The sequence below is a fragment of the Micromonospora musae genome, from assembly GCF_003626635.1.
Taxonomy (GTDB): domain Bacteria; phylum Actinomycetota; class Actinomycetes; order Mycobacteriales; family Micromonosporaceae; genus Micromonospora; species Micromonospora musae.
Genome location: NZ_RAZT01000001.1, coordinates 58,623 through 75,683 on the forward strand (window position 1 = coordinate 58,623; position 17,061 = coordinate 75,683).

Sequence of the window (17,061 nt, forward strand, 5' to 3'; positions counted from 1 at the left end):
CGCCTCAGGTGCCCTGGTCGGACTCCAGGCTGCCCAGGGTGAGCCCGGCGGCGTCGGCGGCCGCCTCCCGGTCGGCGCGCATCCGCTCCTCCCGGGTCACCAGGTTGGCGTACTCGGTCAGCTCCGCCGGCCCCGGCACCTCCGGCAGCCGGCGCAGAAAGGCCTCGAGGTCCTGGGCGGCGGCGGTGTGCGCGGCGGCGGCACGGCGCAGCAGGTCACGGTCGTCCGCGGCGGGAGAAACGTCGGTCATGGGGCCCTGATACCCGTCGCTACGCGGTTCGCACCCCGTTCGCGTCGGCGACCGGAGCCAGCACGGCCGACCGGCGCACGCCGAACTCCGGATTCGCCACCAACCAGGCCAGGTACGCCGGGTGCGGGGCCAGCGAGTCGTCGTAGGCGGCCTTCGCCGTCTGCAGTACCCACTCGGCGGCCCGCGCCGCGGGGGAGTCGGGATGCCAGCCGAACATCAACCGCCAGCGCAGCGGCACCCCGGCCAGTCGGCGGGTGACCAGGCCGGCGGGTGGCCGGAAGGTGGCCTGGCAGAGTGCCACCGCCTCGCCCGCGTCCACCAGGTCCACGCAGCCGCGCACATCCGTCTCGTAGAGCTTGCGGGGCGTGAAGCCGGCGCGGGCGCACGCGGCCGCGAAGCAGTCGCCGAAGCAGCCGTCGCCCGGCGCCGCCACCCACTGTTCGTGCCGCAGGTCCACCAGCCGCACCTCCTCCCGCTCGGCCAGCGGATGCGACTCCGGCAAGAGCACCAGCACCGGGTCGACCGACACCTCCCGCCAGCTGAGCCCGCACTCGGCCGACGGGCTGGAGTCGCCGCAGACGCCGGTCAGCACGAAATCCAGCCGACCGCCGACGACCAGCTGCGCCAGCTCGTCCACCGACCAGGACGCGTACGTGGTGATCTGCGCCTGAGGCTGCGCGGCCGCGACCCGGTGCACGAGCCGGCCGAGGAATGGGCTGTTCACCCCGCCGAACCGGTACCGCCGGGGCGCGTCCGTCGCCCCCGCGAGACGGGCGGCCTCGTCCTGCAACCCCTTCATCGCGGGCAGCAGCACCCGGGCCCGAGCGAGCACGAGCTCGCCGAGCGCGGTCGGCCGGGCGCCGCGACGGTCCCGCTCGAAGAGTGGGCCGCCCAGTGTGCGTTCGATCCGTTGGAGCTGGGCGGTGAGCGCCGGCTGGGCCAGGCCGAGCGTCGACGCCGCTTTGGTCACGCTTCCCGTCTCGGCGATCGCGCACACCACCCGAAGGTGTCGCAGCTCCAGATTCATACCGTGACGGTATGACCCCGCTCCGGTTCTCCGGAAGAGCCGGATGGATCGGCGATTATGGATGAAGGTCGGCGGTCAGCCGCGCGGCTGCTCCGGAAGGTCGGCGAGGTAGGTGGGCCTGCCGCTGACCACGTCGCGGACCTTGTCCACCACGCCCAGCGCCGGCTCGACCACCCGGTTCCACGGCGGAGTGGCCGGGGTGTCCGGGTGCGGCCGGGTCGGCGCGGCCTCCTCGGCGATCTCCAGGCGGTTGCCGAGCCGGATCAACTCCTCCTCGGTCGCCACCGCGCGTAGCTCCACGACCAGCGCGCCCACCTCCTCGACGTGGCGGCGGACCCGCTCGGCGACGTCGTTGAGGTCGTCCTCGGCGAGCGTGCGCAGCGCGCCCAGCAGCGCGGCGTCCGCGTCGAGGATCCGGTCCACCCGATCGGCCGATTCGGGCACCGCCGACCGCACCGCCGGCAGCAGGTACTGCTCCTCGGCGGAGAGGTGCCGGGAGAGCGCGGCGGTCAGCACCGCCAGCTGCTCGTCGGCGGTGGGGTCCGGCCCGGTCAGCCGCGCCACGAGCTCCAGCAGCTGCCGGTGCTCCTGCCCGACGATGTCGGCGACGCTGCGACCACCGGGCCGGTAGCCCTCGTCGGGGGCGGGTGGCAGCGGAGGCAGGGGAACGGTCATCGTGCTCTCCTCGTCTGGCCGGGGGTGCGGATCGGGGACGTGCGGTCGCGGGCGGCGGTACCCGGGGCGGCGGATCGCGAAACCGCGCCCACCGCCGACCCGCCGCGGGAGACGGTGGCGCACGACCGCCGACCCGGCCGCGGCGAGTCGATCGGACGCCGCGGCTGGTATGAAGAAGCGATGACGAGCGACGCCACCTCCGCCCGACCCGCCCTCACCGACGAGGTCGTCGACCTCTGCCGTGACCTGCTCCGGATCGACACCTCCAACACCGGTGACAACGACACCAGCGCGGGCGAGCGCGCCGCCGCCGAGTACGTGGCGGAGAAGCTCGCCGAGGTCGGCGTCGAATCCCAGCTCCACGAGTCCGCCCCCGGCCGGGCCAACCTCGTCGCCCGGATCCCCGGCACCGACCCCGGCCGCGGCGCGCTGCTGGTGCACGGCCACCTGGACGTGGTGCCGGCCGACGCCGACGAGTGGTCGGTGCACCCGTTCTCCGGTGAGATCCGCGACGGCTACCTGTGGGGTCGCGGCGCGATCGACATGAAGGACTTCGACGCGATGGTGCTCGCCGTCGTGCGGCACTGGCAGCGCACCGGCGTACGCCCCACCCGCGACATCGTGCTCGCGTACACCGCCGACGAGGAGGCCGGCGGTGACTACGGAGCGCACTTCCTCACCCGCCACCACCGGGACATCTTCGACGGCTGCACCGAGGCGATCGGCGAGGTCGGCGGCTTCTCCTACTCCGTCGACGACGCCCGGCGGCTCTACCTCATCGAGACCGCCGAGAAGGGCGTGGACTGGCTGCGGCTGCACGCCAAGGGCCGCCCGGGGCACGGCTCGATGGTCCACGACGACAACGCCGTCACCGCCCTCGCCGAGGCCGTCGCCCGCATCGGCCGGCACCGCTTCCCGGTGGTGGTCACCCCGACCGTACGGGCCTTCCTCGAAGAGGTCTCCGAGCTGCTCGGCATCGAGCTGGACCCGGAGGACCCGGAGGCCGCGATCGCCAAGCTGGGGCCGATCGCCAACATCATCGGCGCCACGATCCGCAACACCGCCAACCCCACCCGCCTGACCGCCGGCTACAAGGACAACGTCATCCCCGGCCGGGCCACCGCCACCATCGACTGCCGCAGCCTGCCCGGCCAGTCGGAGCTGCTCGAGGAGCAGCTCCGCGCGCTTATCGGGCCGGACATCGCCATCGAGTACATCCAGCGCCAGCCGGCCATCGAGACCACCTTCGACGGTGACCTGGTCGACGCGATGTCCGCCGCGCTGCGCGCCGAGGACCCGGGCGCGCACCCGGTGCCGTACATGCTCTCCGGCGGCACCGACGCGAAGGCCTTCGCCCAACTCGGCATCCGCTGCTTCGGTTTCGCCCCGCTGCGACTGCCGGCCGACCTGAACTTCTCCGCGTTGTTCCATGGCATTGACGAGCGGGTTCCGGTGGACGGGCTACAGTTCGGCGTGCGGGTTCTCGACCGGTTCCTGCGTACCTGCTGACCCGCCTCCGGTTGCTGCGCCCGCGCGGCACCTCCCATCGTGAAGGGAACACCTCGCATGACCGACCAGCACGGTGAGCTGGACGCTGCTCTCGAGCGGGTGATCGACGCGGCCCGTCGCCACCTGTCCGCGGTACGCGCCGCCGACGGCCGCATCGACGACGACGACGTCTGGCAGGCGTACGTCGCTTTGAACAACGCCTCCCACGCCTACGACGAGCGTCTCCTGGACGCCTTCGGTGAAGTCACCCCCTGGGACGTCGAGGCGATCGACCCGGACGAGGCCGACGAGCGTTTCGCCGGCGGCGCCGAGGCGATCGAGGCCACCGACCCGCACCCGCGGGTGATCTCGGTACGCCAGCGCCGCGACTACCGGGTGCCCAGCGTCTCCGCGCTGATGCGGGTCGCCGAGGTGGCCCGCCGGGACAGCACCCCGGAGGACGACGAGCCGGCGCCGGTCGAGGGGGTCGGCGAGGCGGTGCTGGAGCTGCTGCAGAGCGGCGACGGCTCGCTCAGCGCGCTGGACATCCCCGAGCTGGAACCGCTCGACGGGGTGGTGATGGTCAGCGAGGTCGGCACCCCGGTCGACCTGGAGTCGTTCGAGGACGACGACGCGGTCGGCCCGTTCCAGCCGGCCGCCGACGACCGGCTGATCGGCCGCCTCGACGAGCACCCGTTCCTCGAGCTCGACGACGAGCACGACCACGTCCACTAGGGCGTGTGTCGAAGTCCTCGGTCGAGCCGAGGCGGAGTCCAGGCGGCGGTCCGGCAAGGCGGGGATTCGTTCGGATACCGGTGTTGTATCCGGACGAAGCGCCGACGCCGCCGGTCGTCGTCTGGGCCCGCCGCAGGCCGGCCAGGGACTTTGGCATATGCCCTAGGCGATGCCGCCCCGGGGTCCGGCCGTACGGCACGGGCCCCGGGGCGTACGCCTGGCGGTTCGTTCAGTACGAGAGGCCCGGCTGCGGCTGGTTGACCCGGCGGCGACGCAGCATCACCTGCCGCGTGCCGTCCCGGAACAGCCGCACCCGGGCCAGCTCCCATCCGGAGAACTCCGCCTGGATTGCCAGCTGCGCCGCGGCGGTCAGCCGGTCGACGTTCGATGGCAACCGCAGCGGCGCGTATTCGTAGTCCATGTTCCCTATGCTGCCCAGGCCGGCGGTGGTTTGCCACCCCCGGCGGGGTGATCGACACCGCTGCCGCGGGCGCTTCGTGCCCACAGGTGGCACCCTGGCCGGTTCGCCGCCTCAGCTGTCGCGCTCGGGGTAGCCGACCGGCACCGCCGAGACATCCTCCAACGCGGTGATGATCTCTTCCGGCAGCGTCATCCGCTCCACCTGAAGCGCCCCGAGCAGCTGGCCCACCGTGCGGGCGCCGAGGATGGGCGCCGTCACGCCGGGCCGGTCCCGCACCCAGGCCAGCGCCACCTCCAGCGGCGAGACGCCCAGCCCGCCGGCCGCGGTGGCCACCGCCTCCACGATGCTCGAGCAGCGCGGCTCCAGGTAGGTGGCGACGAAACGCTCGAAGTGCGGCGAGGCGGCCCGGGAGTCGGCCGGGCGGCCGTGCCGGTACTTGCCGGTCAACACCCCCCGCCCCAGCGGAGACCAGGGCAGCACCCCCAGGCCGAGCGCGTCGCAGGCGGGCAGCACCTCCCGCTCCACGCCCCGCTCCAGCAGCGAGTACTCCACCTGGGCGGCCACCACCGGCGACCGCCCCGGCCAGGCCGCCTGCCAGGCCGCCGCGCGGGCGGTCTGCCAGCCGGAGAAGTTCGACACGCCGACGTACCGGACCCGGCCGCTGGCCACGGCGTGGTCGAGCGTGGCCAGGGTCTCCTCCAGCGGGGTGTCCGGGTCGTAGCCGTGCACCTGGAACAGGTCGACGTGATCGGTGCCGAGGCGGCGCAGCGAGGCGTCGAGCGTACGCAGCAGATGGCCTCGGGAGTTGTCGCGGCGGCGGCCGTTACCCGGTCGCAGTCCCGCCTTCGTGGCGATCAGCAGCTCGTCGCGGGGCACCAGAGCGCCGAGCAGCGACCCGATCACCGACTCGGCGTCGCCGTCGCCGTAGACGTCGGCTGTGTCGATCAGGTTGCCGCCCGCGTCGAGGTAACTCTTCAGCTGGGCGGCCGCATCGTCGGCATCGGTGTCCCGACCCCAGGTCATGGTGCCGAGCGCGAGCCGCGAAACCGCCAGCCCGCTTCGGCCGAGCGGTCGCTGTTGCATGGGTGAACCTTATTTCGAACACGGCGCAACCGATATCCTCGCTCCCGTCATGTCTCCCGGGTTCTGCCGGTGTTCCTGCCGCTGTCGCGCCCGAATCCGCCCACTCCATCGCCGTTTCGGTGAGCCGGTGATCCAGTCGTTCACCGGCATTGCGTAACCTGATGCGACCTGTGGAGCCGATGGGGGAGGACCATTGCGACTCGGGCTCAGCCTGGGATACCAGACGGCATGGAGCACACCGGCCGATCACCTGGCCCTCGCCCAGGAGGCGGACCGGCTCGGTTACTCGGTGGTGTGGGCGGCGGAGGCGTACGGCTCCGACTCGCCCAGCATGCTGGCCTGGATCGCCGGGCAGACCGAACGGATCGACCTGGGCAGCGCGGTGATGCAGATCCCCGCCCGCACACCCGCCGCCACCGCGATGACAGCGGCGACCATCGACACTCTCTCCGCGGGCCGGTTCCGGCTGGGTCTCGGGGTGTCCGGGCCGCAGGTCTCCGAGGGCTGGCACGGTGTCCGCTTCGGCAAGCCCCTCGCCCGCACCCGCGAGTTCGTGGACATCGTCAAGCTCGCCGTGGCGCGCAAGGAGGTCGCCTACGACGGCGAGCACTACACCCTGCCGCTGCCCGACGGCCCCGGCAAGGCGCTGCGGTTGAGCTTCCATCCGCCCCGCGACCACATACCGATCTACCTGGCCGCCGTCGGCCCGAAGAACCTCGAACTCGCCGGTGAGATCGCCGACGGCTGGCTCGCCGTCTTCTACGCCCCCGAGTTCGCGCAGGAGCAGCTCGCCGCCGTACGCGCCGGCCGGGAGCGGGCCGGCAAGGAGCTGGCCGGCTTCGACGTGGTGCCGTCCGTGCCGGTGGTCGTCGGCGACGACGTCGCCGCCTGCGCCGAACTGGTCCGCTGGTATGCGGCGCTCTACGTCGGCGGCATGGGCAGCCGCAAGCAGAACTTCTACAACCAGTTGGCCACCCGGATGGGCTACGGTGACGCCGCCCGCGAGGTGCAGGACCTCTACCTGGGCAAGCAGCATCGGGACGCCGCCGCCGCGGTGCCGCTGGAGTTCATCGACCGTACGTCGCTGCTCGGGCCGAAGGAACGCATCGCCGACCGGTTGCGGGAGTACGCGGCCGCCGGTGTGACCACGCTGTCGGTCACGCTCTTCGTGGCGGATCGGGAGAGCGGTGTGCAGACCCTTCGTACCGTCGCCGAGGCGCTCGAGCTTGCTGGAGTTGGCGAGTGACCTGGGTTGAGGCCATCGTCCTGGGCCTGGTCCAGGGGCTCACGGAATTCCTGCCGGTCAGCTCGTCGGGGCACCTACGGATCACCTCCGAGCTCTTCTTCGGGCGGGACGCCGGCGCGTCGTTCACCGCGGTGACCCAGCTGGGCACCGAAGCGGCCGTGCTGATCTACTTCGCGAAGGACATCTGGCGGATCACCCGTACCTGGGTCGTCGGAATCTGGGACAAGTCCGTGCGCTCCAGCCTGGACTACCGGATGGCCTGGTACGTGATCGTCGGTACGATCCCCATCGGCATCTTCGGCTTCCTGTTCAAGGACCAGATCCGCACCGCCGGCCGCAACCTCTGGCTGGTGGCCACCACGCTGATCGTCTTCGCCTTCGTGCTCGCCTTCGCCGAGTACTGGGGCCGCCAGACCCGCTCCCTGGAGAACTTCCGGATGCGCGACGGCGTCGTCATGGGCTTCGCCCAGGCCATGGCGCTCATCCCGGGAGTGTCCCGGTCCGGCGGCACGCTCACCGCCGGCCTGCTGCTCAACCTCACCCGGGAGACGGCGGCCCGCTACTCGTTCCTGCTGGCCATTCCGGCGGTGGTGCTCTCCGGCGTGTTCAGCCTCGGGGACGTGTTCGAGCCGGCGGCGCCCGGCACGGCAGCCCCGACCGTCGCCATGCTGGTCGTGGCCACGATCATCGCCTTCGGCGTCGGGTACGCGGCGATCGCCTGGCTGCTGCGCTACGTCGCCCACCACACCCTGTACGTCTTCGTGCTCTACCGGGTGGCGCTGGGCACGCTGGTCCTCGCGCTGCTGATGACCGGCACCATCAGCGCCACCTGACCGCCGACCCGTTACGCCGACGGCCGGCACCCCGCCCTGGGGTGCCGGCCGTCGTGCTGTTGCGCTGCCGACCGCTTGCTCTGCACTCCGTCTTGCTCTGCACCCTCATACGCGCCGCGGCGCGCTGCTTGGGCTTCCGTTTTGTGGGGCGGATACGCCGCTGGCCGGCGCCCGTGTGGGGTGCCGGCCAGCGGTTGGTCGTGCTGTTTGGTTGTCAGCTGTTCCAGTACTGGGCCACGAGGTCGGCGGCCTGCTGCTCCCACTGGGCGTAGGCGTCGGGGTAGGCGGAGACCTGGACGGTCTGGGCGGCGTCGGTCAGCGGCATGTCCTGCCAGCCGTCGACCTGCTTGAGGCCCTTGAGGAACGCGGTGGTGGAGTACTGCGGGTCGGTGATCTGCTCCGGGGTGCCCCAGCCGGAGGTGGGGCGCTGCTGGAACAGGCCCAGCGAGTCGTGGTCGTTGGCGTCACCCAGGTGACCCAGGTTGTGCAGCTTCGACTCCTGCAGGCTGGTGGCGATGGAGATGACCGCGGCCCGCTCGTTCATGTCCGACTTCTTCGTGGCGGCGATGATCGCCTTCACGTTGGCCGTCTGCTCGTCGTTCAGGTTGATGCGGGACTGGGTGCCGTGGGTGCCGTTGGGCATCAGCTTGCCCTTGTCCACGGCCGGCTTGTCGACGTGCACGACAGCGACGGGCTTGGCGTCGATGGTGGGGGTGGCGGCGTGGGCGGCGACGGGGCCACCGATGACACCACCGGCGAACGCGAGACCAGCGATACCGAGAACGCTCTTACGCATGATCGTGTTCATGTCAAAGCTCCTTCGGGGGTGATGACCCACACCCGGGGGGGGTGCAGGTCAGCGCCACGCTCGGGCGCTTCACAGAAAGGGGGAAAAGTTTGTGGTCGGTCGGCGCCTGCGCGAACCGGGGGTGTTCGCGGGGCCGGGGTCCCGGGGTGAGGCGGGGGGCTTCACCACGCCGGGACGGTGTTCAACGGTCGGCGACCCGCCATCATTCCTGGCGACATGCCCGGGGGTCTCGGGGGCTTGGTGACCGTGGCCCGCTGCGACCCGGAGAGGTCGTGCGGCGGGACCGTGTTCAACGACCGGCGGCCCACCATCATTCCCGGGGGCCTTTGCCGTGCCCGGCCCGGTCGGATGCGCTACCGGGCGGCGGGCTGCTACCTCGGCCGTCGGGGCTGTTCAACGCCCGCGACCCGGCCACGATTCCGGCCTGAGGATGCCACCGGTCACACCCCGAAACCGCCCGGAACCGCCCAGGCTGGTTGGCCGCGTCCCAGACCGCGCTGGCCGAGGACCGGACATTGCGCGCCATTCACCCCAGGCGCGACCCGTGATCGACTCGGGGTCCTTGAAGTCGGGGCATCACGCGGCCGGGACACCCCGACATCAAGGAACCCGAGTCGATCATTGGCGCGCTTGGGGCGATGAACGCGATGTGTCCGATTTGCCCGCCTGGAGGGGCTGCGGGGTAGTGCCCAGCGCCGGGCCCTGCCCGGGGGTGCCGGCCCGATCCGCGCGAAGGTCCGTTCGAGGGCCCGCGCGGCCGCGAACCGGACACCGTTCGCGAATCACCCCAGGCGCCGCTCGTGATCGACTCGGGGTCCTTGAAGTCGGGGCATCACGCGAACGGGACACCCCGACATCAAGGAAACCGAGTCGATCAATCGGCGCGCACGGGGCGATGAACGCGATGTGTCTGGTTTGCGCGCCTGGCGGGGCGGCGGATAGGCGCCAGCGACCGGGCTCTGCGCGGGGGTGCCGGCCTGATCCGCGCGAAGTTCCATTCGAGGGCCGTACGGTCGTCGCATCATCCCGCCGGGGCGTCCCGACATCAGGCACCTCGCGTCGATCAGCCCAGCAAGCGCGCCGACGGCGACCCGCGACAGCGACTCGACGGAAGTGAACCGCGAGCGCGATCCAGTCACATGCAGCCCGCCCGATCCGCGCCCCATGGTCAACTCGGGTTCCTTGATGTCGGGGCATCCGGACGACCCGGACACCCCGACATCAAGCCGATCTAAAAGGAAGTCGGGGGGTCGTGGTCGGGACAGCGGTCGCGCGGTGGCCCGGGGCGACGGGGGAGGCCCTAGGGTGGTGACCGTGGCGACCCTTCTGCTTCTGCGACACGGCCGGACGACCGCGAACGCCGACGGCGGCCTTGCCGGGCGGCAACCGGTGGAGTTGGACGAGACCGGCCGCGCGCAGGCGACCGCGGCGGGGGAGCGGCTGCGCGGCCTGCCGTTGGCGGCGGTGGTGACCAGTCCGCTGATCCGTTGCCGGCAGACCCTGGAGTTGGCGCTGCCGGACGCCTCCCCGGTGGTCGAGGAGGGGCTCATCGAGTGCGGGTACGGCAGCTGGGAGGGGCAGCCGCTCAAGAAGCTGGCGAAGGACCCGCTCTGGCCGGTCGTCCAGCAGCACCCGAGTGCCGTGGTCTTCCCCGAGGGGGAGGCGATGGCGGCCATGGCGGCGCGCGCCGTCTCGGCGGTGCGCTCCTGGGACGCCCGGGTCACCGCCGAGCACGGTCCCGAGGCGCTCTGGCTGGCGTGCAGCCACGGCGATGTGATCAAGGCCATCGTGGCGGACGCGCTCGGCGTACACCTGGATCTCTTTCAGCGGATCGTGGCCGACCCGGCGTCGGTGACGGTGATCCGCTACACCCCGCTGCGCCCGTTCCTGACCCGGCTCAACGACACCGGTGGCGACCTGAGCGGCCTGGTTCCGCCGCGGCCGAAGCGGCGGCGGGCGGCCCGCCGGGTCGACTCGGACGCGGCGGTGGGCGGTGGCGCCGGCAGCACTCGATGATCACGTACGGTAGGCGCGGTGACGCCCCGGGAGTCGGGCGTCACACGTCGGTGCGCGGGGTGTGGCGCGCGGTGGCGATTCGGGTCGGTGGGGTGCGCGACGCCAGGACGGGCCGGATAGGGTCGTGAGTATGAGCCACCAGGTGCACGCCTTCGAGCCGCCGGAGCGGTTCGTCGCCGGGACCGTCGGGCCGCCGGGGGAGCGGACGTTCTTCCTCCAGGCCCGCGGTGGCGGTCGGCTGGTCAGCGTCGCGCTGGAGAAGGTCCAGGTGTCCCTGCTCGCCGAGAAGCTCGAGGAGCTGCTGACCGAGGCGCACCGCCGGTTCGGGGTGGAGCTGCCCGAGGCGCCCCGGGCGGTCGGCGACAACGACCCGCTGGACACGCCCGTCGACGAGGAGTTCCGCGTCGGCACCCTCGGCCTGGCCTTCGACGTGGACACGGCGACCGTGGTGATCGAGGCGATCGCCGCCGGTGAGGCGGAGGCCGAGGTCGAGCTCGGCGACGAGGAGGAGGACTCCGACGACGAGCCGGACGAGGACCTCGACCGTCTTCGGGTCCGGCTGACCCCGCAGGCGACCCGGGAGTTCATCGAGCGCGCCCGCCGGGTGGTCAATGCCGGCCGTCCGCCGTGCCCGCTCTGCGGCCAGCCACTGGACCCCGCCGGGCACCTCTGCCCGCGGCACAACGGTTACCACCGGTGACGTCGTCCGGCATCCAGCCACGACAGGACGGCAGCGCGGCGCTCCGGTTGCTGCGCGACGGCGAGCTGACCCTCGAGGGGCGGCTCGTCGACGCGTCGAACGCCACGCTGCGCGGGGTGCTGACCCTCGACGGGGTGAGCGCCCACTGCGTGTACAAGCCGGTGCGCGGGGAGCGTCCGCTCTGGGACTTCCCCGACGGCACCCTCGCCGGCCGTGAGGTCGCGGCGTACCTGGTCTCCCGGGCCACCGGCTGGGACCTGATCCCGCCGACCGTGCTGCGCGACGGGCCCTTCGGAACGGGCTCCTGCCAGCTCTGGATCGACGAGCCCGCCGACGCGGAGCCGCTGGTCGGGTTCGTGCCGGCCGACGCGCTGCCGCCCCGCTGGTTCCCGATCGCGGCGGCGCGGGACGACGACGGCACCCCGTACGCCCTGGCGCACGCCGACGACCCCCGACTGGCCCGCCTCGTGGTGCTCGACGCGGTGATCAACAATGCGGACCGTAAGGGCGGGCACGTGCTGCTGGGCACGGAGGACCGGATCTACGGCGTGGATCACGGGGTGAGTTTCCACGTCGAGGAGAAGCTGCGGACGGTGCTCTGGGGCTGGGCGGGCCGGCAGCTGCCGCCGGACGCGCTGGAGGTGCTCGACGCGCTCGCCGGCCAGGTCGCCGGAGCGCTCGGGGAGGAGCTGGCCGAGCATCTGACGATCAGCGAGATCGTCGAGCTGGCGGCCCGGATCGATCGGCTGCGGGACAGCGGCCGGTTCCCGCTGCCCCCGGAGGAGTGGCCCGCGGTCCCCTGGCCGCCGATCTGACCCCGCGTACTCCCCGACCGGCCGGTGCCGCGCGGATGCCGAGGCGTACGGCCGCTGTCATGTTGATCACTCGGTGGCGCTCCCGTCCGTCGTCCTGCGGCTGGATAGGCTGACGGAATGGAACCGTGGGCGGGACATGAGGTGCCGCGGCTGCCCGGTAGGGGCGGACCGCTTGCGTTGTACGACTCGGCGCGGCAGGGCCTCCACCCGAGCGATCCCGCCGACGTGGCGCGGATGTACGTCTGTGGCATCACGCCGTACGACGCGACCCACCTCGGTCACGCCGCGACCATGATCACGTTCGACCTGGTGCAGCGGGTGTGGCGCGACGCCGGGCGGACGGTGCGGTACGTGCAGAACGTCACCGACATCGACGACCCGCTGCTGGAGCGCGCCGCGCGCGACGGTGAGGACTGGAAGGTCCTCGCCATGCGGGAGACCGCCCTGTTCCGGGAGGACATGGAGGCCCTGCGGATCATCCCGCCGGCAAACTACGTCGGCGCGGTCGAGTCGATCCCGGACATCGCCGAGAAGGTGCAGCTGCTGCTCAAGGACGGGGCCGCCTACCGCCTCGACGACGGCACCGGCGACGTGTACTTCGACATCTCCGCCTCGCCCCGCTTCGGCTACGAGTCCAACCTCAGCCGCGCCGAGATGCTGGAGATCTTCCCGGAGCGCGGCGGTGACCCGGACCGGGACGGCAAGCGCGACCCGCTCGACCCGCTGCTCTGGCGGGGCGCCCGGGAGGGCGAGCCCTCCTGGCCGGGCGGCGAGCTGGGCGCCGGGCGTCCCGGCTGGCACATCGAGTGCGCGGTGATCGCCCTGGACCTGCTCGGTGACCGGATCGACGTGCAGGGCGGCGGCAACGACCTGCTCTTCCCGCACCACGAGGCGTCCGCGGCGCACGCCGAGCGGCTGACCGGCGAGGCCCCGTTCGCCCAGCACTACGTGCACGCCGGCATGATCGGCCTGGACGGCGAGAAGATGTCGAAGTCCCGGGGCAACCTGGTCTTCGTCTCCCGGCTGCGCGCGGACCAGGTCGACCCGATGGCGGTCCGGCTGGCGCTGCTGTCCGGCCACTACCGCAGTGACCGCACCTGGACCGACGAGCTGCTGACCGCCGCGCAGGAGCGGCTGGCCCGCTGGCGGCAGGCCGCCGCCGCGCCCGCCGGTCCGTCCGGGGCCGAGCTGCTGGCCGGCGTACGCGCCCGCCTCGCCGACGATCTCGACAGCCCGGGCGCGCTCCAGCTCGCCGACGCCTGGGCCGAGCAGGCGCTGGCCGGCGCAGGCGGCGACCCGAGCGCGCCCGCGCTCTTCGCCGACACCGTCGACGCCCTCCTCGGCGTCCGCCTCTGACCCGTTCCGCCGCTGACCCCGCCGTCAGCTGATTCTCCCGCCGGGGACCCGCTCGGTCGCCCGGCCCGTCGTAGACCGACGCCCCCGGTTCCGTCTCGGACCGGGGGCGTCGGCGTCGGATGGCGTGGCGCGCCGCCATCCCGGGACCGGACGTCGGTGCCGCTTTTCGGCGTCGGTCCGGCGCTTCGGGCATTCCGCTAGGACGGACCTCACAAGCTGTTTACCAGCACATTCGGTCGGCCCCACAGGGATCGAACGGCCTTGGTTGGCTAGCGTCGCCAAACATGAAGGTGTGGATTCCTCACAAGTTCGGCATTCCGGTTCTTGGTGACTTGCCCGACAGTGTGGTCGTCGAGGTCGCCGACGATCCGCAGAACCTCCCCTCGGCGCCGGACGGGGTCGAGTTCTGGCTGCCGACGTTCATCGGTATGCCCCACGACACGAGCCACCTCATCACCGAGTTGCCGGACCTGCGGGTGGTGCAGCTGCCGAGTGCGGGAGCGGAAGCCTGGGTCGACCGGACGCCGGCAGGGGTGATCCTCTGCAACGCCCGGGGCGTGCACGACTCCTCCACCGCCGAGTGGGTGGTCACCGGGATCCTGTCGCAGCTGCGCGCCTTCCCGTCGTTCCTGCGCGCCCAGGATCGGGGCGTCTGGACCACCGAGCCGTACCTGCCGACCGACGAACTCGCCGGCAAGCGGGTTCTGATCATCGGGGCCGGCTCGATCGGGTCCGCGGTGGCGGCCAGGCTGGCCCCGTTCGAGGTGGAGTTGACCTTCGTCGCACGCAGCGCGCGCCCGGCCGAGGGGGTGCACGCGGTCACCGACCTGCCGCGCCTGCTGCCGGCCGCGGACATCGTCGTCCTGCTCGTGCCGCTCACCACCGAGACCCGTCGACTCGTGGACGCCCGCTTCCTCGCCGCCATGGCCGACGGCGCGATGCTGGTCAACGCCGCCCGCGGCCCGGTCGCCGACCCGACGGCGCTCTTCGCCGAACTCGCCACCGGTCGAATCTCCGCGGTGCTCGACGTCACCGACCCGGAGCCCCTGCCGCCCGGCGACCCGCTGTGGCACCTGCCGAACGTCCTGATCACGCCGCACGTGGGCGCCCAGGTGCACGGCCTGCTGCCGCGCGTGTACCGGTTGGTGGCCGCGCAGCTGCGCCGGTACCTGGCCGGCGAGCCGCTGCGCAACCAGGTCACCGGCGGGTATTGACCGCGCCGGCGGGGACCGACGTTCGCCACGCGCCCGCCGGTTCGTCCCGCCGGTGGGCGCGGCGTCGACGCTGCCGCCGCGCGCCGACGACGGGGGGACCGAGCCGACGCTGCGGGCTCGGGCCGACGCCGCGGCTACGCACCGATGACGCGGGTCTGGACCTTCGCCGCGGCCGCGCGCCGACGCCGCGGGTCTGGGCCGACGCTACGGCCGCGCGGCGCGCCGTGGCCGCCCCGCCGACGCCACCGGTTCGGGCCTCGCGGGTTCGCGCCGCCGCCCCAGATCCGGGTCGACGTCTCCGGTCCGGGCCGACACTGCGGCCGCGCGGGGCTCAGCCGAGGACGAGCCCCGGGTCCGGGTCCGGCTCGGCCGCCGGGGCGGGGACCTGGTACTCCTCGGTGAGGGTGGTCATCGGGCCGGGCCAGGTCGCCTGGGCGACCTCGATCGGTTTGTGGGCGCCGTCGTACGCGACGTGCAGCAGGTGCAGCACGGGGGTGTCGGGCCGGATCTGGAGGGTCTCCGCCTCCTCCCGGCTGGGCTGGCGGGCGCTGATCGTGTCGGTGGCGGTGACGTACCGCCGACCGGTCGCCTCCTCGGCCTCCTGGTAGAGCGGCCGGCCGAAGGCCTCCGCGCGCTCCAGCGAGGTGCCGGCCGCGTCGGCCGGCAGGAACCAGGAGGCGCCGACCTCGACGGGGGAGTCCTCGGTGCGGACCAGGTGCCTGCGGCAGACCAGCTCCGTGCCGTCGGAGACGCCGAACGCGTCGGCCACCTCGGGCGGGGCGGGGGAGCGGCCGACCGAGACCAGCTGCTGTCGGTACCGGGCGGCGAGATCGGTGTGGTAGCCGCGGAAGCCGCCGTATCGTCCCCGGGAGAGGCGGTTGAGCCGCCGGCGGGTGCCCCGGACGTAGGTGCCGGAGCCCGGCTTGGTGATGAGGACGCCCTCGCCCCGCAGCTGGTCGACGGCGCGCTGCACGGTCTGCTTCGCGACGCCGAACATCTCGGCCATCGCCGGGATGGACGGCAGCCGCTCGCCCGGCGCCCAGTCTCCCCGCCGGATGCGCGTCGTGAGCTGCGCGGCGATCTGCCGGTGCGGGAACTCGGCCGCCCCCGGGTTGATCTGCATGCCCGCCTCCTTGATCACATCTAGGTTCCTAGGATGCCCTAGCGGTGGTGCGCTGCGCCACCCCGACACGCAGAATCATCGGCCCCCGACACGACGACGCACCGGTCGAACCCGCGGCCGACGACGCCAGCAGGCCGACGACGCCAGCAAAAAGCCCGGGCGGTACGACGAGATGTCGTACCGCCCGGGCTTGGCGCGGGGGAGTGGCGGCTACCAGGAGCCGGCGGTCGGGCCCGCGGAGCCACCGCGGCGGCGCAGGTACTTCTCGAACTCCTGGGCGATCTCGTCGCCGGTCAGCGGGGTGATACCCGCGTCGCCGACGCGTTCCTCCAGCTCACGGACGTACTCGCCGAGCTCGGCGTCCTGCTCTGCCGCGTTGCGTACCCGCTGTTCCCACTCGGCGGCCTCCTCGGCCAGGTCGGCCATCGGCACCGGCAGGTCCAGCACCTCCTCGACCCGGTGCAGCAGGGCCAGGGTGGCCTTCGGGCAGGGCGGGTTGTTCGCGTAATGCGGCACGTGCACCCAGAACGAGACCGCGTCGACCTCGGCGCGGCTGCACGCGTCGTGCAGGACCCCCACGATGCCGGTCGGACCGTCGTAGCGGGTGGGCGTGAGCTGGTAACGCTCGGCCGCCTGCGCGTCCGACGCGCTGCCGCTGATCGGCAGCGGCCGGGTGTACGGCACGTCGGCCAGCAGCGCACCGAGCAGCACGACGCGCTCGACCTCCAGGCTGTGGCAGATCTCCAGTACCTGCTCACAGAAGGTGCGCCAGCGCATGCTCGGCTCGATGCCGCGGATCAGCACCACGTCCCGCTCGGTGCCCTCCGGGCTGGCGACCATGAACCGGGTGGTGGGCCACTCGACCCGGCGGGTCTCGCCCTCGGCCATCGTGATCGTCGGTCGGCTCACCTGGAAGTCGTAGAAGTCCTCCGGGTCCAGCTCGGCCACCTGCCGGGCCTGCCAGACCTGCTCCAGATGCTCCACCGCTGCGGTGGAGGCGTCCGCGGCGTCGTTCCAGCCCTCGAACGCCGCGATCGCCACCGGTGAACGCAGCACCGGCAGCCCGTCGAACTCGGTCACGCCGTCACCTCGCTGTGCTCGTTGCGGCGGATCGGGCCGAACCCGCTCGTCCGCCGGTGGTGCATGGTGGCGTCCCTGTTCTCCTTCACGTCCGTCAGCCTACGTCCCGGGCCGGCATGCGGCCCGTCGGCCGCGCCGGTCAGGGGGGCCGCCGGCGCGCAGCGGGGGTCGAACCGGACAGAGTGATCCCG

At 72.6% G+C, this 17,061-nt stretch carries 17 protein-coding genes; 9 read left to right on the top strand and 8 right to left on the bottom strand.

Annotation, left to right across the window (positions count from 1 at the left end; genetic code table 11):
- Positions 1-4: 4 nt before the first annotated feature.
- The 3 genes from D7044_RS00270 to D7044_RS00280 all read right to left on the bottom strand — a co-directional run bounded on the left by D7044_RS00270 (position 5) and on the right by D7044_RS00280 (position 1,952).
- Entirely contained in the window at positions 5-250 is a 246-nt protein-coding gene (locus D7044_RS00270; protein WP_120682279.1) for a hypothetical protein, read from the bottom strand.
- 19 nt (positions 251-269) lie between these two features.
- Positions 270-1,277: a LysR family transcriptional regulator gene (locus D7044_RS00275; protein WP_120682277.1), complete on the bottom strand. Its 1,008-nt coding sequence runs from the start codon at positions 1,275-1,277 to the stop codon at positions 270-272.
- Positions 1,278-1,352: 75 nt separating this feature from the next.
- The gene (locus D7044_RS00280) at positions 1,353-1,952 is read right to left on the bottom strand and encodes a hemerythrin domain-containing protein (protein ID WP_120682275.1); all 600 of its coding nucleotides are present in this window, start codon (positions 1,950-1,952) and stop codon (positions 1,353-1,355) included.
- A gap of 180 nt (positions 1,953-2,132) precedes the next feature.
- On the opposite strand from D7044_RS00280, the gene D7044_RS00285 reads away from it, so the two are divergent.
- Positions 2,133-3,461 carry a M20/M25/M40 family metallo-hydrolase gene (locus D7044_RS00285; RefSeq protein ID WP_120682458.1) on the top strand — a complete coding sequence of 443 codons (1,329 nt, stop codon included), beginning with the start codon at positions 2,133-2,135 and terminating at the stop codon, positions 3,459-3,461.
- Between the two features lie 57 nt (positions 3,462-3,518).
- Positions 3,519-4,175 (top strand): hypothetical protein, encoded by a 657-nt coding sequence (locus tag D7044_RS00290; RefSeq protein WP_120682273.1) that lies wholly within the window; start codon positions 3,519-3,521, stop codon positions 4,173-4,175.
- A 229-nt stretch (positions 4,176-4,404) separates the two neighbouring features.
- Here D7044_RS00290 and D7044_RS00295 read toward each other — a convergent pair whose 3' ends face one another.
- On the bottom strand, positions 4,405-4,596 hold the full coding sequence (locus D7044_RS00295; RefSeq protein ID WP_120682271.1) for a DUF5703 family protein: 192 nt from the start codon (positions 4,594-4,596) through the stop codon (positions 4,405-4,407).
- Positions 4,597-4,707: 111 nt separating this feature from the next.
- The gene (locus D7044_RS00300; RefSeq protein ID WP_120687596.1) at positions 4,708-5,679 is read right to left on the bottom strand and encodes an aldo/keto reductase; all 972 of its coding nucleotides are present in this window, start codon (positions 5,677-5,679) and stop codon (positions 4,708-4,710) included.
- A gap of 193 nt (positions 5,680-5,872) precedes the next feature.
- On the opposite strand from D7044_RS00300, the gene D7044_RS00305 reads away from it, so the two are divergent.
- Positions 5,873-6,925, top strand: coding sequence for an LLM class F420-dependent oxidoreductase (locus tag D7044_RS00305; protein WP_120687597.1), 1,053 nt, complete (start codon positions 5,873-5,875; stop codon positions 6,923-6,925).
- A complete protein-coding gene (locus D7044_RS00310) occupies positions 6,922-7,758 on the top strand; it encodes an undecaprenyl-diphosphate phosphatase (RefSeq protein ID WP_120687598.1) in 837 nt (278 codons plus the stop codon). The genes D7044_RS00305 and D7044_RS00310 overlap by 4 nt, the downstream gene beginning before the upstream one ends.
- Before the next feature lie 214 nt (positions 7,759-7,972).
- On the opposite strand, the gene D7044_RS00315 is transcribed toward D7044_RS00310, so the two are convergent.
- Entirely contained in the window at positions 7,973-8,566 is a 594-nt protein-coding gene (locus D7044_RS00315) for a hypothetical protein (RefSeq protein ID WP_120687599.1), read from the bottom strand.
- A 1,305-nt stretch (positions 8,567-9,871) separates the two neighbouring features.
- Between D7044_RS00315 and D7044_RS00320 the strand changes: the two genes are divergently transcribed.
- The 5 genes from D7044_RS00320 to D7044_RS00340 all read left to right on the top strand — a co-directional run bounded on the left by D7044_RS00320 (position 9,872) and on the right by D7044_RS00340 (position 14,667).
- Positions 9,872-10,582, top strand: coding sequence for a histidine phosphatase family protein (locus D7044_RS00320; RefSeq protein WP_120681443.1), 711 nt, complete (start codon positions 9,872-9,874; stop codon positions 10,580-10,582).
- Between the two features lie 130 nt (positions 10,583-10,712).
- Positions 10,713-11,282 carry a DUF3090 domain-containing protein gene (locus D7044_RS00325; protein ID WP_120681445.1) on the top strand — a complete coding sequence of 190 codons (570 nt, stop codon included), beginning with the start codon at positions 10,713-10,715 and terminating at the stop codon, positions 11,280-11,282.
- The gene (locus D7044_RS00330; protein WP_120687600.1) at positions 11,279-12,097 is read left to right on the top strand and encodes an SCO1664 family protein; all 819 of its coding nucleotides are present in this window, start codon (positions 11,279-11,281) and stop codon (positions 12,095-12,097) included. The genes D7044_RS00325 and D7044_RS00330 overlap by 4 nt, the downstream gene beginning before the upstream one ends.
- Before the next feature lie 117 nt (positions 12,098-12,214).
- Entirely contained in the window at positions 12,215-13,453 is a 1,239-nt protein-coding gene (mshC, locus tag D7044_RS00335; RefSeq protein WP_120687601.1) for a cysteine--1-D-myo-inosityl 2-amino-2-deoxy-alpha-D-glucopyranoside ligase, read from the top strand.
- Between the two features lie 284 nt (positions 13,454-13,737).
- Entirely contained in the window at positions 13,738-14,667 is a 930-nt protein-coding gene (locus tag D7044_RS00340; protein WP_120681451.1) for a 2-hydroxyacid dehydrogenase, read from the top strand.
- A gap of 331 nt (positions 14,668-14,998) precedes the next feature.
- On the opposite strand, the gene D7044_RS00345 is transcribed toward D7044_RS00340, so the two are convergent.
- A complete protein-coding gene (locus D7044_RS00345; protein ID WP_120687881.1) occupies positions 14,999-15,790 on the bottom strand; it encodes a GntR family transcriptional regulator in 792 nt (263 codons plus the stop codon).
- 210 nt (positions 15,791-16,000) lie between these two features.
- Positions 16,001-16,870 carry a PAC2 family protein gene (locus D7044_RS00350; protein ID WP_120681453.1) on the bottom strand — a complete coding sequence of 290 codons (870 nt, stop codon included), beginning with the start codon at positions 16,868-16,870 and terminating at the stop codon, positions 16,001-16,003.
- Between the last annotated feature and the right edge of the window lie 191 nt (positions 16,871-17,061).

Bases quoted from the DNA above. Each gene is read 5' to 3' on its own strand.
- D7044_RS00325 (WP_120681445.1), top strand. From the start codon at position 10,713: ATGAGCCACCAGGTGCACGCCTTCGAGCCGCCGGAGCGGTTCGTCGCC.
- mshC (WP_120687601.1), top strand. From the start codon at position 12,215: ATGGAACCGTGGGCGGGACATGAGGTGCCGCGGCTGCCCGGTAGGGGC.
- D7044_RS00300 (WP_120687596.1), bottom strand. From the start codon at position 5,679: ATGCAACAGCGACCGCTCGGCCGAAGCGGGCTGGCGGTTTCGCGGCTC.
- D7044_RS00340 (WP_120681451.1), top strand. From the start codon at position 13,738: ATGAAGGTGTGGATTCCTCACAAGTTCGGCATTCCGGTTCTTGGTGAC.
- D7044_RS00280 (WP_120682275.1), bottom strand. From the start codon at position 1,952: ATGACCGTTCCCCTGCCTCCGCTGCCACCCGCCCCCGACGAGGGCTAC.
- D7044_RS00275 (WP_120682277.1), bottom strand. From the start codon at position 1,277: ATGAATCTGGAGCTGCGACACCTTCGGGTGGTGTGCGCGATCGCCGAG.
- D7044_RS00270 (WP_120682279.1), bottom strand. From the start codon at position 250: ATGACCGACGTTTCTCCCGCCGCGGACGACCGTGACCTGCTGCGCCGT.
- D7044_RS00290 (WP_120682273.1), top strand. From the start codon at position 3,519: ATGACCGACCAGCACGGTGAGCTGGACGCTGCTCTCGAGCGGGTGATC.
- D7044_RS00315 (WP_120687599.1), bottom strand. From the start codon at position 8,566: ATGAACACGATCATGCGTAAGAGCGTTCTCGGTATCGCTGGTCTCGCG.
- D7044_RS00285 (WP_120682458.1), top strand. From the start codon at position 2,133: ATGACGAGCGACGCCACCTCCGCCCGACCCGCCCTCACCGACGAGGTC.
- D7044_RS00345 (WP_120687881.1), bottom strand. From the start codon at position 15,790: ATGCAGATCAACCCGGGGGCGGCCGAGTTCCCGCACCGGCAGATCGCC.
- D7044_RS00295 (WP_120682271.1), bottom strand. From the start codon at position 4,596: ATGGACTACGAATACGCGCCGCTGCGGTTGCCATCGAACGTCGACCGG.